This is a genomic window from Runella limosa DSM 17973 (assembly GCF_000482465.1).
Lineage (GTDB): Bacteria > Bacteroidota > Bacteroidia > Cytophagales > Spirosomataceae > Runella > Runella limosa.
The window spans coordinates 326,957-344,165 of the sequence record NZ_KI519424.1 but is presented as its reverse complement, the minus strand read 5'-3'; the positions used below and the strand labels follow the sequence as shown (position 1 = coordinate 344,165).

The following is a 17,209-nucleotide window of genomic DNA, read 5'->3' as shown; positions in this document are numbered from 1 at the left end:
CGCTTTTGTTTACTTGTATATACCATCCATTCTCAAGTGGTTTAACTTTATTATATGGGATTAAAAACGCCTAAATTGAATGAGAGCGAACTATTGGAGCTACTGCGAAGGCAAGATCGCAAAGCTTTCAATTACCTTTATGATAATTACTCCGACGCCTTGTACGGGGTCATCTTAAAGGTGGTTCGCACTGAAGAAACTGCACAGGATTTGTTGCAAGAAATCTTCGTCAAAATTTGGAAAAACATTGCCCAATACGATTCAAGCAAAGGGCGTTTGTTTACCTGGATGCTCAACATCGCACGAAATACGTCGATAGATTATTTGCGGGTTAATCGCCTCGAAATCCAAGACATAGATACGGCCGTATATACTGTAGAACAAGGTCAATCTATATATGAGGAAATTAACAATAACGAACTTAAAGAAGTGGTGTCGCAACTAAAACCGGAGCAGCAAACGCTGATAGAAATGGTGTATTGGGGAGGCTACACGCACGAAGAGGCAGCCCAAAGGCTAGACATGCCGCTTGGGACGGTAAAAACGCGTGTGCGAAGTGCTCTTAGGGATTTAAGAAAATTTTTTGGTGCATGATTAACGTTAAAGAATACATAGAATCAGGTATCCTAGAAGACTATCTCTCAGGGAACGTTTCTGATCAGGAACGGAGGGAAGTGGATTGCCTATCTAAAATTTACCCCGAAATAAGGACTGAGTTAGATAGTCTCAGCGATACAATAGAACAATTCGCTTTTGCCAACAAAGTGGCTGCCCCAGCTGCATTGAAAGGTAAAATTATGGCACAGCTCGTCTTTGCTGAGGATGAACCAGAAACCAAGGTAGAAGAAGTAACCGAGGAAGAAGAAGATAATGTGCCCGTTTTACCGCTTAATTCTCGCGGAAATTCCTTTCAATGGGGATGGGTAGCGGCGGCTTCAGTAGCAGCTTTGGTGGGCTCGGTGGTGTATTTCAATGCTCGTTTGGATACACTTTCAACAACGGTGGCACAACAACAGAACGAAATTAAAGCACAAACGACGCAAATTGCGCAATTAAATGATGCCAATAACCAGTTTGTCACTTTGAAAGGGGTAGAGAAATCTCCGAATAGTTCGGTACGGGTTGTGTGGAATCCTAAAACGCAGGAAGTTCAGTTAAGTGTTTTGTCATTGCCTACTCCTAGCGCTGACAAACAATATCAACTTTGGGCGTTGGTGGAAGGTAAGCCAGTTGATTTAGGCGTGTTTGATGTAAGTACTGCCTTCCAAAAAATGAAAACGACGGGACAAGCAGAAGCATTTGCGGTCACGCTCGAAAAGAAAGGAGGCAATCCGACGCCTCATTTGGAAGAGTTATACGTGATGGGTAAGGTGGCAGGGTAATCCTGCCCCGTCTCCAACAAAAAAGTCCCGCTTTTGCGGGACTTTTTTGTTGGAGAGTTTTTATCAAAAACTATTTAGCAATGCTTGCATCAATCACCAATTCTTTTTCCCAAGAGGCTTGGTTGTTTTTTACAAATTCTTGGTATTTTGGGTGATTTTGGAACGTCAAAATGTCATCCTTTGTGCGGAAAGTAAGATAGTGCATTGCATCATATTCTGAGCTTCCTGCCACGCTCAACGTTTTACCACCTGAGTAAGCAACCATTTGGTGAATCTCACGGCGGAGTTGGGCAAACTCGTTCATGTGGCGCTCAATATCGGCGGCACTTGCGTCGGCCTTAAATTTAATACAAACGATTTTTTGAATCTCTGCATTCTGACTTGGCGTGTAGGCTCCGTAAATGATGAGCATAAATACACAAAGGCCAAATACTGGTTTGATATATCCGAAAAACTTCTTCTTGTTCATTTTGGTAATAATTTGATTTTTAAATTTCAGTTTTCACGTCTGATTTTGAATACGGTGCAAAGATAACGAACGAAATTTAAAAATTGTACTTTTTTTATTAAAAATATAAATAATTCTGTATTTTTTGCTTTTTGCCAAATCAAATTACGACTGTATTAAAAGTGACGATACAACCTTATTCAACGTCTCAGTAAAAATTTGAAGATTAATTCGATGATTCTGCAAAAAATACTCAGCCAATTACTTAATTCAAAAACTTATTTTAAGCCATTTTGCAGTTCAAAAATGGTTTTATTTCGGTTTTTGAGGATAAAAAATGCGATATTACACTTTTGTGTAAAGAACAAATACCAAATAAAATTTGGGATGTACCCCTGTAATCTATGTTTAATTCGGAAAATATTTACACTAATTTTTCTTCTGCTATTGCTCAATATCCCAATTTGTGGCTTTTCTGGTAAAATAAAGTGGGGTTTTTGGGCGCACCAGCGCATCAATCGTCTCGCGGTTTTTAGCCTTCCTCCCGAAATGCAAGTATTTTTCAAAAAACAAATTAACTACTTAACCGAAAATGCGGTCAATCCTGACAAAAGGCGTTATGCCGTGGTGGGAGAGGCCCCACGCCATTATATTGACGCTGAGGCGTATGGAGACAGTGCATTGTACAAACTTCCGTATTATTGGAAAGAGGCCGTTGAAAAATATGGCGAAGATACATTGGCGCTCAATGGTACTGTACCGTGGGCAATCCAGCAATACAAATTTCAGTTGACGGAAGCATTTCGCCAGAAAAATCCCCGCCGTATTTTACGTGTGGCGGCAGATTTGGGGCATTACATTGCCGACGCCAACGTTCCCCTGCACACAACCCGCAATTACAACGGCCAAATGACGGGTCAGGAAGGGATTCACGCTTTTTGGGAATCGAGAGTGGCAGAACTATACGGGGAAAGTTACGATATGTTTGTGGGAGCGGCTATGTACGAACACAAAGTAGCCCATCGCGCTTGGCAGGCCGTCCGAAATGCCAATGCAGGATTGGACAGTGTCTTACGTTTTGAGCGGGAGTTGTCGGTGAAATTTCGACCTGAACAAAAATACGTATTAGAAGATCGTAATGGGGTGATAGTGAAGACCTATTCGAGGGAGTTTTCGGAACGGTACCACCAGCTGCTAAACCGCCAAGTAGAACGGCAAATGCGTGCTTCGGTTAAAATGGTGGCGGATTTTTGGTTTACTTGTTGGGTGGATGCAGGCCAGCCCATCCTTTCCGATTTCTCTCATTTTGACTTAGACGAACAAGCAAAAAGAGAAGAAAAAGAAGAAAAAATGGGCTGGTTGAAGCGACTATTTTCGGTCAGAACGGAAAGCGACAATTAGGCGTTGGCAGGCTTGAGTTTTTGAATTACCCACGCAAAAGCAATGACGAGTACACATCCTACGACGTTGAGCCATAAAAACGCCATCAAGTCATACCACCAACATAGAACTACGCCGATTTCGGCCACAATTGCTCCCCAAAAAGTGGCTTTTCCGCCAATGTTTTTGAAGTAAAACGCGACTAAGAATATACCTAAAATAACGCCGTAGAAAAGCGAACCAAGGATATTGACAGCCTCAATCATGCTTCCTAATTTGCTGGCATATTGTGCCACAAAAATGCAAAAAATGCCCCATCCAATGGTAGAAATGCGGGTTGCCATCAAATAATGATTGTCACTGGCATCGGTTTTATAAATGCGTTTGTACAAATCTACGACTGTGGTAGAGGCCAAGGAGTTGTAGGCAGCGGCAATCGAGCCCATTGACGCACTAAAAATGACGGCAATTAATAAACCAATCAGTCCAATTGGGAGGCGGTCGAGTACGAATCGCAAGAAGACGTAATTCACATCGCTGGTATCGGCTGTTGGGTTGTTTTTCTTAATCAATGAAACCGCATCTTTTTTAAGTTGCTTTTGGGTATCGTCCGATTCTTTCAAGGCTTCTTGCCAATGGGTAATCGAAGTTTCGTCTTTGGAATCCAATGCTTTTGCCAAACCATCGACGGCTGCCCGCTGACTGCTCACTGCCAATGAATGTTTCTCTTCCAACGATTGGTAATCGGCGGCGTATTCGCTATTTCTGAGTTTGTCAGTTTCTACTTTGTTAAAAAATAACGGGGCGGGATTGTATTGATAATAGACAAAAACGAGCACGCCAACGAGCAAAATCAGGAATTGCATCGGGATTTTCAACAAACCATTCATTACGAGCCCCATGCGACTTTGTCCGATGGATTCTCCCGTGAGGTAGCGGCCTACTTGCGATTGGTCAGTGCCAAAATACGATAGTTGCAAAAAGAAACCTCCAATCAGACCCGACCAAATATTATAACGGCTATTGGGGTCAAAATGAAAATCAATGGTGTTAAGACGTCCTGCTTTACCCGCAATCTTGAGCGCATCTACAAAACCAATGTCACTGGGCAACAAATGAACAACCATGTAACCTGCCACAAACATGGCCATGGTTACAATAATCATTTGCTGTAAGTGGGTGTGCGAAATGGCTTTTGTGCCGCCCGTAACGGTATAAATAAGAACCAACGAGCCCATCAAAATATTAGTCCAAGTTAAATCCCAGCCTAAAATAGTGGCTAAAATGATGGAAGGAGCGTAAATAGAAAGCCCCGTTGAAAGCCCGCGTGATAATAAAAATAGGATAACGGTAAAAATACGAACCCGACCATCAAACCTAGTTTCGAGAAATTCGTAGGCAGTAAACACTTTAAGTCGGTGAAAAATAGGCACAAAAGTGATACTTAGCACAACCATCGCCAGTGGAAGCCCAAAATAGAACTGAACAAAACGCATTCCGTCGGCAAAGCCTTGGCCTGGGGCAGATAAAAAAGTAATCGCACTTGCTTGCGTAGCCATTACGGAAAAGCATACGTGGTACCAAGGCAGCGATTGACCTGCAATAAGATAATCATCAATGTTTTGTTTGCCACGGCTTCGGTAAATACCGTAAATAATAATAAAACTGAGGGTACCAATTAAGACAATCCAGTCAATAAAACTCATTGGCAGGAGGGATTAGGTGGAAAGTGAAAGGTTTAGGAATCTGGGAATATTATTCGAAATACTTCATCATTACGTAAAAAAGCGCCATAAGTACTAATAAGGTACCAATGACAATGCGGTACATTTGGCGCCAACTTTTAATGAAAGGTGGTAATCCTTCGGTCTCGTTAGGTTGCTGGGAGTCCATCATACAAATGCGCAAAATTTGAGTAGCAAAAGGGAATGGGTGAATTATTTGTTTTACATCAAAAAAATAACCAAAATGCGTGCCGTAAAATTAGGTGTATTCTTTGAGCTTCTCGTAAAGATTAGCTAGAAAGTCAAAAAAGATGTTTAAAGCGTCATAATCCTAGTTTTAACAACCGATACTTTTTTCAAAAACCCTTAATTTAACTTATTTTTCATTCAATGAATTTCAAAGATCAAGTAGTGATTATTACGGGAGGATGTTCTGGCATTGGGCGGTCGGCGGCATTGGCTTTTGCGCGCGAAGGTGCTAAATTATTCCTTGCTGACCTGTCAGAAAAAGCAGGTGACGAACTCGTAGAAGAGCTTACGGGAATGGGTGCTGCGGCGACTTTTGCTCGTATTGATGTCACCGACGTAGAAGACGTACAGCGCATGATTAGCGATTGTATTTCCTACTTTGGGAATATTGATGTATTGGTCAATAGTGCGGGCATCGTTGGGCCACGAGCTCGTACCGAAAAATACCCGATTGACGACTTTCAAAAAGTGCTTGATGTCAACGTAAACGGTCTTTTTTATTGTATGCAAGCCGTTTTACCCCATTTTTTGAGTAGAAAAAAGGGAAATATCGTCAATATTGCGTCGGTGGCAGGTTTGGGCGGATTTGCGGGGCACATTGGTTATTCGGCCAGTAAACATGCCGTAGTGGGTATGACGCGTTCGGCTGCCCTCGAATTTGCCAAACACGGTATCAGGGTCAATGCCATTTGCCCAGCGTTTACGTTGACGCCCATGCTCGAAAATGCGATTGTCAACGACGATACCAACTACCTAGAAGCACTCCAAAATGCCATTCCGATGAAGCGATTTGGAAAACCCGAAGAAATCGCTGACGCAATTTTGTACGCGGCTTCGGCTTCATCATCGTTTATGACAGGGCACACCCTCGTCCTAGATGGCGGACTTTTGACTGCCTAGTTTCATTCACCAATTACTAAAGAAACAACCAAAATGGCTGATAATCAACTTTTTCAATTGACAGGTAAAGTAGCACTCATTACGGGAGCAAGTAAAGGAATTGGCGAACAAATTGCGCGGTATTTGGCGCAATTTGGCGCAAAAGTCGTGATCAGCAGTCGGCGACAAGCAGACCTCGACGAATTGGCGGAAGACATTCGTAAAACGGGGGGCGAAGTCACGGCCATAGAGGCAAGAATGGGAGACGAAGCGCAAACAAAGCACTTATTTGACAAAACGGTTGAAGTTTATGGTGGCATTGATATTTTGGTAAATAACGCGGCGGCCAACCCTTATTATGGCCCCACCGTAGATTGCCCCGACAATGCCTATGACAAAATCATGGACATCAACGTAAAAGCACCTTTTCAACTATCAAAACTGGTGTATCCCGTCATGAAACTGAGGGGAGGGGGCAGCATTATCAATATTAGCAGCATTGCTGGCGAAACGCCCGATCCTGGATTGGGGATTTATAGCGTGAGTAAAGCATCCATCAATATGCTTACCAAAGTATTGGCCAAAGAATGGGGAGCCGACGGAATCCGTGTAAATGCCGTAGCGCCAGGGCTTATCAAAACAAAGTTTAGCCAGGCATTGTGGCAAGACGAAAAAACATTGGCGCATTTTACAAAACGATTACCCATTGCCCGCATGGGGACAGTAGAAGAAGTGGCTTCGTTGGTTTTGTATTTGGCTTCGGATGCGTCGGGATACTGCACAGGAGGCATTTATACCGTCGATGGAGGAACGACTATTTAGAAAGCACATATCCCAATATTTTCATGGAGGTTTTAAGTCGTTGGTACATTCCCAAGACCGTTGTTCCTAGATTGTACCGCCGATTTATCCCATTATGACTACTATTGTGCCCATATTTAACATTCTCACCGCTTTTGATATGCTCATAACAACTACCAACAACATTGAGGGTAAAAAAATTACTCAGTACATCGGTTTGGTCAACGGCGAGGCCATCATAGGTGCCAATTTTGTAAAAGACTTCTTTGCAGGCATTAGTGACATCGTAGGCGGACGCTCGGGGGCGTACGAACAGGGTTTGCGCGAAGCTAAGAGTATTGCCCTCAAAGAAATGATTGAACAAGCCCAACGCCTAGGTGCCAATGCCATCATTGGGGTTGATTTAGATTATCAAACCATCGGTGGTAGTGGTACCATGCTTATGGTAAGCGCCAACGGTACTGCCATTATTTATGAATAAGAGGGGCTTCCCCTCTTATTAACTTAAATATACGCCTGCTTCAGGCTCAGAAAGCTTCACCCGAATGTGCTCGTTGAGGGTAGTACTGAGGGCATAACCGACATAATCGGCCGAAATAGGGAAAGAGTGATGTGCCCGATTGACCATGACCGCTACTTGTACCCGTTTGACAGAAACACCTAAAAACGGCGAGAGACTGTAGGCAAGCGTACGCCCTGTGTTTAGCACATCGTCCACCACAATGATTACTTTGCCGTTGAGAGCTTCTTTGTCTATGTCAAAATGGACAGGGCTGGTATGGGGCTGCTCTTTGTTGAGGTCAATTTTCATCAACGTAATGTTCAAAGGCGAAATCTCCCGCAGGTAATTGGTTAAAAGACCAGCCATGGTATAACCTTCGCCCACAATTCCAGCAAGGACAATGTTGGTTTCTTCGAGGTTACGTTCGTAAATTTCAAACGCAATTCGCTTTATTTTTTGGTGGGTTTGGTCGAGTGAAAGTATTGGATTCTGCACAGCGAAAAAGGAATAATCTGTTTTTTGTGAGACGAACGAGTTTGGCACAATTTTAGCCAAGAACTTATTGAAATCAAAAAACAAATTTACGCTTTCGCAATGAGAACCCTGCAAATTATTTTCTTGACGTTAGTAGTTGGGTGTATTTTTAGTGGCTTTATTACCGAGAAGGCTGCCCGCGAGCTTGAAATTGCCGAAAAAATAAAAGGCTCGATAAAAAGCGGAAATGCCCACAATCTTGCGGTGCATTTTGAGAAAAATTTGGACTTAGTCATTGATGCCGAACACGTTGAGTTTCGGCGCGTTCGTGATGGACAGGCAGAATTGATTTTGAAAAACTTCTTTAAAAAATATCCCCCGAAAGACTTTAAATACGGCTTTCAGGGGACGGCTTCTAAAGTTCGGTATTGTACGGCAACGTATCAGGCACTCAATGGTAACTCGTTTCAGGTATATATTTTGATGAGAGTCACCGAAAAAGAATACCTTATCAATACATTACATTTTAAGAAAGAGTGATTTTATTTAATCACAAAGTTGTTGTCTTTGATGCCTTTGTTTACTTTGACCGACGTTACTTCGGCTTTTGAAGAGAACTGCCCATTGCCTTGCTCGCGGATGTACGGGATTTTAACGCCATTGGCATCCTTGATTTCTTTGTAGTCGCTGAGGGCTGCGTTCATCATTCCACCGCCCATCATTCCACCACGGCCGCCGCCTTGACCACCCTGTCCGCCGCCACCTTCGGGGCGTTGTCCTTCTGGCCGCTGACCACCGCCTTGTCCATCAGGACGAGGGCCTCTTTGCCCTTCACCCGAGCCCGCTCTTTTTACTTTAAGACCCGTCTCTACGTCAAAGAAATCGTTCCATTTTCTTCCTTCAGGAATGGCAAACTCTACTTTCCACGCATCTTTGCCATTGACTGCTTCTTTGCCAACGACCGTCTTTTGAACGTTAAATTCAGCATAAAGTAATTCTGGGAAAGGAGCAGCTTGTAAAATGGCGCCTGCTGCGTCTTTGCCTTCAAGGGTGCGAGAGTTGGTATTACCTCCAAAACCAGAAGTAATGGCTACTTTTGTCCCATCGCAAGTTTGGCGCATTACTTCATTGCCCATCATATACATGACACTGCTGAATTTATTGCCTTTTTTAAATTTTACTTCCGATTCCATCGAGCCGCGTTGTGTTTCGGCCACTGTGCTAATGGCAATGTCTTCGATTTTGGAAAGGGCCTCTTTGCCGCCAATGGCCGCTAGGTATTTGTCAAGGATGGCATCTGCCGAGGGAGTTTCTTGGGCTGAGGCTGCGCCAACAACACCAAACATCATCAGGCTCAAAATTATTTTTTTCATAGTTGTTTGGGGAATGATAAAAGTTGATAAAACTTGGGTATTGATTTAAGCAAATGTACGTAAAAAGGAAATTGTTATTGTGAGTAAAGTCGTCAGATTTTGGGAGAACACCGCCCAAACCCCTATTCAAATCGTTGAAGCCCCTATTTTTATAGAGCTGGATTTACGCGTTTACATCAAACGTGATGATTTAATTCATGCTTACATTTCGGGAAATAAGTGGCGGAAGCTAAAATATAATTTGATAGAAGCCGAAAAAAGTGGTTTTCAAACATTGCTTACGTTTGGTGGTGCATTCTCAAACCACATTGCCGCCGTAGCAGCTGCGGGAAAGGCACTCGATTTTGACACCATTGGTATCATTCGAGGCGAAGAACTGAACCCCGACTCAAACCCAACGTTGCAGTTTGCGGCTAAGTGTGGGATGAAACTACATTTTGTAGGCCGAACAGCTTACCGCAATAAAGAAATATTGGCGCACCTTTATGGCAGAGATGCTTTTGTGATTCCCGAAGGTGGGTCAAATCAGTGGGCGGTACAAGGAGTAGCTGAAATGGTGGAAGAGGTAAAAGATCAACTTGACGGAAAGATTGATTACTTCTGTACTGCGCTGGGCACGGGTGGAACGGCAGCGGGTATTGTATCCACGTTTGAGGATGATGTACTGGTTTTTCCTAGCCTGAAAATATCGTCAGAAGAGGCAGCTCAGTTGGTTTTAACGCATATTCCCGAACCCAAAGGACGTTTGAAAGTGATAGAAAAGTATCATTTTGGAGGTTATGGAAAAATGAACAACACACTGTTGGAGTTTATTTGTGAGTTTGAAACGCAAACGGGCATACCACTTGAACAAGTATATACTGCTAAAATGATGTATGGACTGGTGGAATTAGCGAAAGAAGGTTTTTTTAAACCAGGAACGCAAATGGTGGTTTTACATACGGGAGGTTTACAAGGAAGAAGTGAACTGTTGCCCCCGATAAAAAGAAAATAGCCCCGAATATCGGGGCTATTTATCTACCTATTAACAGCCATGAAAACAAATATTTTACGCCATAGAAGGCTTGAATGTCAATCGTTGAATACCGTAGTAACTTCCAAAAAGAACAGCATTGTAAAAGAAGTCACCCATGACGGTGTTGAGGAATAAGTTTCCCCAAAATGTTTGTTGGTAAAATGCTAAACCCGCAGTATAGCACGCTACAAGTCCTGCCCATGTTTGTGGATACATCGAACTTTGAAACCAAACAAAGAAATTCGTAATTAAAAAGAACGAAATAGAAGCTACCAAACTAGCCACGACAACGCGTCCAAAAGTAACTTTTTTCAAAAAGAAAAGACCAAATGCGGAAATGAGAACAAAAGAAACGTAAGTGGGGAGAGAAGGTGAGCCAATGAGCACGTCACTCAAAAGCATGGCTACCATCGGAATCATGAAAGCATAAACTTTACGACTAAACTGAGCAGCACCAAACAAGGCAATCGCTCCGATGGGAGTAAAGTTAAATGGATGAGGTAAAATCCGAGAAAGTGTAGCTAAAAAAATCAGCACAGCTACTGTACTAAATCTCGTAAAAACTGAATTCATGACTGAGGTAAAAGATTCTCTCGATACGTGTTTTTTTTTATTGGCTCTTAGATTTCTCTGAACTTGGGTGTAAAGATAAAATGATATTTGTGAAAATTGCAAGAAGTGTGTCAAAAAAACACTAAAAAAAATGACAAATAGTGAACTAATACTTAAAAAAGTTTATAAACCTTCTTGGCCGATAGGTATTTAGCTAGCTTTTAGTATATATTTCATAGTCTAAAAATTTGCAGTGAGCGCGCTACCTGAAAGCCTTTTTTTTGGATTAGCCTTGACTCTTCGGACGTTGGTTGGAGAAGTGGGTTGGTATGGTTAAGGTGAATAAAATGAACTTTGGATTTTTGGGATATAGGTAGCGTATCCAATAGCGACATTGTTTCGGTGACAAACGGATGCGGAACTTCGCTCATGGGGCGGTTGATTTCTCCGTCTTTGTAAAAAGTGCCGTCGAGTAAGGCATAGTCAGCCGATTGTACCAACCCTTCGAGCGATTCAGACCACTTTTGCCATTTATCGATGTCAGGAATAAACACGAGACGTTTCCCTTGGCTTTTGATTTCGTACCCTACTGTTTCTGAAAACTCGTCCCGATGCGGAACGCGGAACGCCCGAACCTGCAAACGGCTATTTAATTGAACGAATCCGTTTTCTTGTATAGGCTGGAGCTTGACGTTTTCGATGCTGACCAGTTGACTCCATGGGCCATTTTTCTCTAGGTATTCTTTCATACGAGGCATGACAAACACGGGCACGGATTTGGCACCCATGACTTCCCTTCCTAAATCCATGAGGCCAGTGTAGTGACCAATGTGGGCGTGCGTAAGAAAAATCCCCGACAGGTCATTTGATTCGTTGTTTGTGGTATGTTTAAGCGCTTCTAATTGGATCTTAAAATCAGGGGTAGCGTCAAAAATCCAGCGTTGGCCAGTGCTTGGATCCACCAATGCGATGCACGAAACAGATTCAAAGGCTAATTTTTTCTCCCAAACCGCCTGACAGCAAGCTTTATTACAACCCGCCTGCGGATAGCCACCGTCTTGGGCAGTTCCCAATACCACCACGTAGGGTTCTTGAGCATACGCAGTAAGCGCAAAAAGAAAATGAAGTATCCAGTACCTAAACATGAGTTGATGAAAATAAAGGTCTATCAATAAAAGGCTAAAAATACCCGCTTTGTGGCCGATAAAGAAGCTTTGTTAGTTTTTTTACCAAAAGAAGGAGAGAAGGTGGGTAATTTTTGCCTCTTGCTGACTCTTTATAATAGGTTGTAGGAAGGGCAGTCATCGTTTGTTTTTCTTATCCCCACACACCAATCTCTTTTTTATATCTGCTTTCTCATTTTAGAACACTTTTAAACTTCCATGTGTAAGCTGTCCAAATCACTTACGTTCATTCTATCCCTACTTTTTTTGAGCATTGCAACGATTACGTTCGCTCAGACCAACGCAAAAACCAATGTGGAGGCGCTTGATGCGGCTTTTCAGCTCGAAAAGGGGGACAGGGTACTTTTTGTCGGAAACTCGTTGTTTGAAAACGATGTACAATTTGGCTATTTAGAACTTGCCCTAACTACCCGTTGGCCAAACCGAGCCATTACCTACCGAAATATAGGTTGGTCGGGAGACAATGTCTATGGTGAAGCGCGCAGTTACGTGACGACTCCACCAACGCCGTATGAGCTATTGATTCGACAAATCACGGAAGCAAAACCGACGGTGGTCTTTGTGGGTTATGGTGGTATCGAAGCTCAAGAGGGAGAGGAAGGTCTTGCTCGCTTTAAACAAGGGTATGCAAGTTTGTTGGATAAAATTGACCAACTGGGAGCAAAAGCGGTGTTAGTGTCGCCTATCCCTGTCTTACTGCCTGCTTCGGACAACACAACGAAAAGAAACGCCGCCCTTGAAATGTACGCTGCGGCGATTGAGCAAATCGCTAAAGAGCGCAAAAAAAGGTATTTGGATGTATTCAAGCCGATGTTAGAAATCAGTAAACAAGCAGTGATTACCGAAAATGGGGTGCATCTCAACGGAACGGGCTATTATTATTTGGCAACGGCTTTGGAAAAAAGTTTGGGCCTTCCGCCGCGAAATGGGAGTATTGCCATTGATGTGGCAAACAATGCCGTAGAATCGACGGTGGCGACAAAATTGCATCAGTTTGACAAATCGACCATGAGTTTGAGTTTTACGGTCAACGAAACGTGCCTGCCTCTGCCCGCGCCTCAGGAAGATGGTAAAGCCATTGCGGTTGATAATGGCCGCAAGCTTTCAATAAAGGGTTTGAAAAAAGGTTTTTATACCCTTTCAACGGCAGACGATGTGATTGTGACGGCGTCGGCCAAAGAGTGGGAAGAAGGGGTAACGATCAAGCAAGGGCCTACCTATTATCAGGCCGAAGAGCTTCGGAAAACCATCCTGAAAAAAGAAGAATTGTTCTTTTTTCAATACCGACCTCTGAACCAAACCTACATCATTGGTTTTCGTTCGTATGAGCAAGGCCGCCACAAAAAAGGGTTGGAAGAGCAGAACTACTTGATTACTTGGTTGGAAGCGCAAATAGAAACGGCCAATCAACCCAAACCCGTAACATATCAATTAACCCTGTTGAAATAGGTATTGCTCGTTACTGGTTATCTGTTATTGGTTATTGGGAAAAACAGAAAACTCTAAACCCGAAACAGAAAACCCCAAACCCGAAAACCTCAAAATCGAACCTCCACTATTTCATAGCGTATGAAACGAACATATTTAAACATAACCGCTTCTTTTTTACGAAAAACCTTGCTCATTCCCGTCGTCGTCGTGACGACCGCTTTGGTCAATCAAGATAAAAACTGGGATGTACCCAACCCCGACGTTCAAAAAGAACTCGAATCGTTCAAAGTAGCCGATGGGTTTGAAGTAACGTTGTTTGCCGCCGAGCCGTTGGTGGCCAAGCCTATTCAAATGAACTGGGATGCTGAAGGGCGTCTCTGGGTGGTAAGTAGTACTGCTTATCCTCACCTAAAAACGGGTGAACAGGCCAACGACAAAGTGTTTGTATTAGAAGATACCGACGGCGATGGCAAGGCGGATAAATCGACCATTTTTGCCGAAGGACTTCTGACTCCCACGGGTATTTTGCCAGGAGATGGTGGCGTCTATGTGGCCAACTCGACCGAAATTTTGCACTTTGCCGATACCGACGGTGATGGCAAAGCCGACAAACGACGCCGCATCTTGAGCGGATTCGGAACCGCCGATACGCACCATTTAATTCACACCTTCCGTTGGGGCCCTGAAGGAAGCATGTATTTTAATCAATCCATTTATATCTACAGCCACGTAGAAACCCCCGCGGGCATCAAGCGCTTAGAAGGAGGAGGGGTTTGGCAATTGCGCCCGCAACAACTCGAACTTGATATTTATGCCAAAGGACTTATCAATCCGTGGGGCTTGCAGTTTTCGCGTTGGGGTTCGTCATTCTTGACCGATGGGGCGGGAAATGAGGGAATTAATTACGCCTTTCCTGGGGCAACTTTTGTGACTGCCCCAGGCGCAGAGCGTATTTTGCGGGGATTGAACCCAGGACAGCCCAAACACAGCGGCTTGGATATTATTTCAGGGCGACACTTGCCCGAATCGTGGGCGGGTTCGTTGATTACCAATGATTTTAGAGCAAATCGCATCAATCGTTTTAAACTGGAAGAACAAGGCAGTGGGTTTGTGTCAAAACAAGTGGAAGATTTGCTTTGGACTGACCACGTCGCTTTTCGTCCCGTTGATATTTCGATGGGTCCCGACGGGGCTATTTACGTTGCTGACTGGTACAACCCGATCATTCAGCACGGAGAAGTTGATTTCCATGACCCGCGCCGTGACCAAGAACACGGACGGATTTGGCGGATTGTGGCAAAGAATCGCCCGTTGGTCAAGAAACCACAATTGACCAAGGCTTCGGTAAATGAGCTCTTGGAGGCGCTTCGCCAACCCGAAGATTGGACGCGGCTCCAAGCCAAACAAGTCCTCAAAAGCCGTGGGGCGAAAGAGGTAATTCCCGCCCTTGACCAATGGGTGAGTAAATTGGATAAAAAAGATCCCAATTACGAGCATTTGTTGTTGGAAGCGTTGTGGACCTACCAAACGTTGGATACCGTCAATGAGTCAGTGTTATCGAGTTTACTTAAAGCTGAAAACCACAACGCGCGTGCAGCGGCGATTCGGGCATTTCAGTTGTGGCATGGCAAAGTAAAAGAAGAGGCAGGGCTGTTGGCCAACGCCGTTAAAGATACCCACCCTCGCGTCCGATTGGAGGCGGTCATTGCCTTGCGTAAGCTAAAATCTGCCGAAGCAGCGCAAACGGCCTTGACCGTATTGGATAACTCCATGGATGAATTTTTGGATTTTGCGCTATGGGAAACCGTACGCGAATTGGAACCTCAGTGGTTGAGCCGTCTAAAAACGGGGGCTAACTTTTTGGGGGATGCTAAGAAAACATCTTTTGCCCTAAAATCTGTCAATAACCCAGAAGCGGTGGCCCGTTTGACCCAATTGTATCAGAAAGGCCAAGTGCCCGAAGAATATCAAAAGGATGCACTGGCTGCTATTACAAAATGGGGAAAAGCGGCTGACTTAACTACCTTGTTTGATTTGACGGTTCAAGGTAATGCGGCGCGCGACAAACAAACGGCCGCGCGGCTAGGGGCGCTGGCGGAGGCTGCACAGCAACGAAAAATACAGCCTACCAATGGACTGGGCAGAATTGTGGATTTCATAAAGAGCGACGAAGAAGCCGTTTCGACCACGGCGATTCGGTTGGTGGGGCTGTGGAAAATGGAAGAACTGAGTGAGCAACTGTTGAGTTTGGTGCAACAAGGCGAGAAACCCGTTAAGAAAGCAGCTCTGGTGGCTTTAGCAGCGATGGGAAGTGATAAATCGAAAAAAATGCTGGTGGACTTAACGGGAGCCAAAAATGCTCCCGAGCTACGGGTAATGTCAGCGACGCAACTGGTGGGACTGAATGCCAACGAAGCGGCCAAAATTGGCACTGACTTGATGCGGACTGTACCTGCTGAAACCGATGTCGCAGACCTGTTTAAAGCATTTTTTGCGACTAAAACGGCGACAGAGGCTTTGTCAGAAGCGATTAATACGCGCAAAATTCCTGAAAATTTTGCCAAAGTAGGTCGCCAATTGATGGGACGCAATATTCCTTGGACGCGTCGTCGTGCCGATGATGTAGTGCAATTGGAAAAAGCGCTGGAGGCGTCTGGTGGTACGTTGCCAGTGGAGAAAATGCCGCAACAACTCAACGACCGCGAAATAACAGCTTTGGCCAAAACAGTGGCCGAAACGGCTGACCCTGCATTGGGCGAAAAAGTATTTAGAAAGTCAGAACTGTTGTGCCAAACGTGCCATGCCATCGGCGGAGCTGGCGGACGAATTGGTCCCGATTTGAGTAGTTTGGGAACAAGTTCGCCCGTAGAAACTATCATTCGTTCGGTATTGTATCCTACGCTTTCCATCAAAGAAGGTTATGAGTTGCAGCGAATTGTGAAAAAAGATGGCAGTGAGATGATGGCCTATTTGGTCAGTAATGGCAATACCGAAGTAGTGGTGCGGGATGTCGCAGGGCAGGAAATATCAATTGCTAAAAATCAAATCTCAACCATCGAAAAAACACCAGGTTCGTTGATGCCAGCGAGCTTGACGGCGGGGCTTGACAAGAAAGAATTTGTGGATTTGATTGGGTTTTTATCAAAAATGGGTGGTCAATACCGCGTTCCTACTTCTCGCTTTGTGCGCCGTTGGAATACTGCCATGGGTAGCAAAGAACTCACCCGAAAAGTAACAGAAGAAGGAGGTTTGTTTGTGGCAAAGGACAAAGGAAAGGTCATAAACATGCCGATTTACAGTAAAGTATCGGGCAACTTGCCGCTTGATGAACTACCAGTGGTAGAAGGTGGGGCTGGAAAGCGTTTTAGTTTTGTTCGTTTCAATTTGGAAGTAGTCAACAAAGGAAACGTTGAATTAGCGCTGAACTCAGTCGCGGGAGTATCGGCTTGGGTGGATGCCAAACCGATGAAAATGTCGCCAACGGGTATCTCGGGCGAATTGGCCAAAGGCATTCATTCGTTCACCATTGCCATCGATAGAAACGCCTTCAAAGAAAATAGTATTTCTGTACAAGTGCTGGATGACCAAAACGGAGCCGCCCAGCTTCGTTTGATGATGGATATGTAAACCAAGTAGTTTTAACTGCTTGCTCTAGACTTCCCACTGAGGCTACGTTGGCCGAATTGGGAAGTCTTTTTGTTTGCGCTAATTCACTGTTTTTCCCACCATTTTTGAAGATTAAAATTTAACTTTTTTCTAACAAAATTTAAACCTTCTCAGTTATACGAAAAATACGATGTTGTTGTAGTATTTTA

The 17,209-nt window shown here is 44.1% G+C and carries 16 protein-coding genes; 10 read left to right on the top strand and 6 right to left on the bottom strand.

From position 1 onward, the window contains the following. Window positions 1–54: 54 nt before the first annotated feature. Window positions 55–594, top strand: a complete 540-nt coding sequence (locus tag K339_RS0123170) for an RNA polymerase sigma factor (RefSeq protein WP_028525740.1) — start codon at window positions 55–57, stop codon at window positions 592–594. Further along, window positions 591–1,382 (top strand): anti-sigma factor, encoded by a 792-nt coding sequence (locus K339_RS34540; protein WP_051398187.1) that lies wholly within the window; start codon window positions 591–593, stop codon window positions 1,380–1,382. Before K339_RS0123170 ends, K339_RS34540 begins: the two co-directional genes overlap by 4 nt. 70 nt (window positions 1,383–1,452) lie before the next feature. On the opposite strand, the gene K339_RS0123160 is transcribed toward K339_RS34540, so the two are convergent. Continuing rightward, a complete protein-coding gene (locus tag K339_RS0123160) occupies window positions 1,453–1,851 on the bottom strand; it encodes a Dabb family protein (protein WP_028525739.1) in 399 nt (132 codons plus the stop codon). A gap of 528 nt (window positions 1,852–2,379) precedes the next feature. Between K339_RS0123160 and K339_RS0123150 the strand changes: the two genes are divergently transcribed. Further along, window positions 2,380–3,231, top strand: a complete 852-nt coding sequence (locus K339_RS0123150; RefSeq protein WP_374754673.1) for a zinc dependent phospholipase C family protein — start codon at window positions 2,380–2,382, stop codon at window positions 3,229–3,231. On the opposite strand, the gene K339_RS0123145 is transcribed toward K339_RS0123150, so the two are convergent. Next, a complete protein-coding gene (locus K339_RS0123145) occupies window positions 3,228–4,916 on the bottom strand; it encodes a sodium:solute symporter family protein (protein WP_028525737.1) in 1,689 nt (562 codons plus the stop codon). The genes K339_RS0123150 and K339_RS0123145 overlap by 4 nt on opposite strands. Before the next feature lie 408 nt (window positions 4,917–5,324). Between K339_RS0123145 and K339_RS0123135 the strand changes: the two genes are divergently transcribed. From K339_RS0123135 to K339_RS0123125, 3 genes are all read left to right on the top strand, one after another. After that, a complete protein-coding gene (locus K339_RS0123135) occupies window positions 5,325–6,083 on the top strand; it encodes an SDR family NAD(P)-dependent oxidoreductase (RefSeq protein WP_028525736.1) in 759 nt (252 codons plus the stop codon). Window positions 6,084–6,116: 33 nt separating this feature from the next. Then, a complete protein-coding gene (locus tag K339_RS0123130) occupies window positions 6,117–6,884 on the top strand; it encodes an SDR family NAD(P)-dependent oxidoreductase (RefSeq protein WP_028525735.1) in 768 nt (255 codons plus the stop codon). A 139-nt stretch (window positions 6,885–7,023) separates the two neighbouring features. After that, window positions 7,024–7,344, top strand: a complete 321-nt coding sequence (locus K339_RS0123125; RefSeq protein WP_028525734.1) for a YbjQ family protein — start codon at window positions 7,024–7,026, stop codon at window positions 7,342–7,344. 18 nt (window positions 7,345–7,362) lie between these two features. Here K339_RS0123125 and K339_RS0123120 read toward each other — a convergent pair whose 3' ends face one another. Next, window positions 7,363–7,860, bottom strand: coding sequence for a phosphoribosyltransferase family protein (locus K339_RS0123120; RefSeq protein ID WP_028525733.1), 498 nt, complete (start codon window positions 7,858–7,860; stop codon window positions 7,363–7,365). A gap of 99 nt (window positions 7,861–7,959) precedes the next feature. Between K339_RS0123120 and K339_RS0123115 the strand changes: the two genes are divergently transcribed. Further along, a complete protein-coding gene (locus tag K339_RS0123115) occupies window positions 7,960–8,379 on the top strand; it encodes a DUF4783 domain-containing protein (protein ID WP_028525732.1) in 420 nt (139 codons plus the stop codon). Between the two features lie 2 nt (window positions 8,380–8,381). Here K339_RS0123115 and K339_RS36185 read toward each other — a convergent pair whose 3' ends face one another. Continuing rightward, window positions 8,382–9,212, bottom strand: coding sequence for a DUF2059 domain-containing protein (locus K339_RS36185; protein WP_051398185.1), 831 nt, complete (start codon window positions 9,210–9,212; stop codon window positions 8,382–8,384). A gap of 79 nt (window positions 9,213–9,291) precedes the next feature. Between K339_RS36185 and K339_RS0123105 the strand changes: the two genes are divergently transcribed. Then, entirely contained in the window at window positions 9,292–10,206 is a 915-nt protein-coding gene (locus K339_RS0123105) for a 1-aminocyclopropane-1-carboxylate deaminase/D-cysteine desulfhydrase (RefSeq protein ID WP_028525731.1), read from the top strand. A gap of 54 nt (window positions 10,207–10,260) precedes the next feature. Here K339_RS0123105 and K339_RS0123100 read toward each other — a convergent pair whose 3' ends face one another. Beyond that, window positions 10,261–10,800 carry a DUF6580 family putative transport protein gene (locus K339_RS0123100; RefSeq protein WP_028525730.1) on the bottom strand — a complete coding sequence of 180 codons (540 nt, stop codon included), beginning with the start codon at window positions 10,798–10,800 and terminating at the stop codon, window positions 10,261–10,263. A 212-nt stretch (window positions 10,801–11,012) separates the two neighbouring features. Next, the gene (locus tag K339_RS0123095) at window positions 11,013–11,924 is read right to left on the bottom strand and encodes an MBL fold metallo-hydrolase (protein WP_028525729.1); all 912 of its coding nucleotides are present in this window, start codon (window positions 11,922–11,924) and stop codon (window positions 11,013–11,015) included. A gap of 237 nt (window positions 11,925–12,161) precedes the next feature. Between K339_RS0123095 and K339_RS0123090 the strand changes: the two genes are divergently transcribed. Beyond that, window positions 12,162–13,412, top strand: coding sequence for a GDSL-type esterase/lipase family protein (locus K339_RS0123090; protein ID WP_028525728.1), 1,251 nt, complete (start codon window positions 12,162–12,164; stop codon window positions 13,410–13,412). Window positions 13,413–13,532: 120 nt separating this feature from the next. Then, on the top strand, window positions 13,533–17,021 hold the full coding sequence (locus tag K339_RS0123085) for a PVC-type heme-binding CxxCH protein (RefSeq protein ID WP_028525727.1): 3,489 nt from the start codon (window positions 13,533–13,535) through the stop codon (window positions 17,019–17,021). Window positions 17,022–17,209: the final 188 nt, after the last annotated feature.

Coding starts and splice junctions, on each gene's coding strand:
- K339_RS0123170 (WP_028525740.1), top strand. CDS start 55: ATGGGATTAAAAACGCCTAAATTGAATGAGAGCGAACTATTGGAGCTA.
- K339_RS34540 (WP_051398187.1), top strand. CDS start 591: ATGATTAACGTTAAAGAATACATAGAATCAGGTATCCTAGAAGACTAT.
- K339_RS0123160 (WP_028525739.1), bottom strand. CDS start 1,851: ATGAACAAGAAGAAGTTTTTCGGATATATCAAACCAGTATTTGGCCTT.
- K339_RS0123150 (WP_374754673.1), top strand. CDS start 2,380: ATGCAAGTATTTTTCAAAAAACAAATTAACTACTTAACCGAAAATGCG.
- K339_RS0123145 (WP_028525737.1), bottom strand. CDS start 4,916: ATGAGTTTTATTGACTGGATTGTCTTAATTGGTACCCTCAGTTTTATT.
- K339_RS0123135 (WP_028525736.1), top strand. CDS start 5,325: ATGAATTTCAAAGATCAAGTAGTGATTATTACGGGAGGATGTTCTGGC.
- K339_RS0123130 (WP_028525735.1), top strand. CDS start 6,117: ATGGCTGATAATCAACTTTTTCAATTGACAGGTAAAGTAGCACTCATT.
- K339_RS0123125 (WP_028525734.1), top strand. CDS start 7,024: ATGCTCATAACAACTACCAACAACATTGAGGGTAAAAAAATTACTCAG.
- K339_RS0123115 (WP_028525732.1), top strand. CDS start 7,960: ATGAGAACCCTGCAAATTATTTTCTTGACGTTAGTAGTTGGGTGTATT.
- K339_RS36185 (WP_051398185.1), bottom strand. CDS start 9,212: ATGAAAAAAATAATTTTGAGCCTGATGATGTTTGGTGTTGTTGGCGCA.
- K339_RS0123100 (WP_028525730.1), bottom strand. CDS start 10,800: ATGAATTCAGTTTTTACGAGATTTAGTACAGTAGCTGTGCTGATTTTT.
- K339_RS0123095 (WP_028525729.1), bottom strand. CDS start 11,924: ATGTTTAGGTACTGGATACTTCATTTTCTTTTTGCGCTTACTGCGTAT.
- K339_RS0123090 (WP_028525728.1), top strand. CDS start 12,162: ATGTGTAAGCTGTCCAAATCACTTACGTTCATTCTATCCCTACTTTTT.
- K339_RS0123085 (WP_028525727.1), top strand. CDS start 13,533: ATGAAACGAACATATTTAAACATAACCGCTTCTTTTTTACGAAAAACC.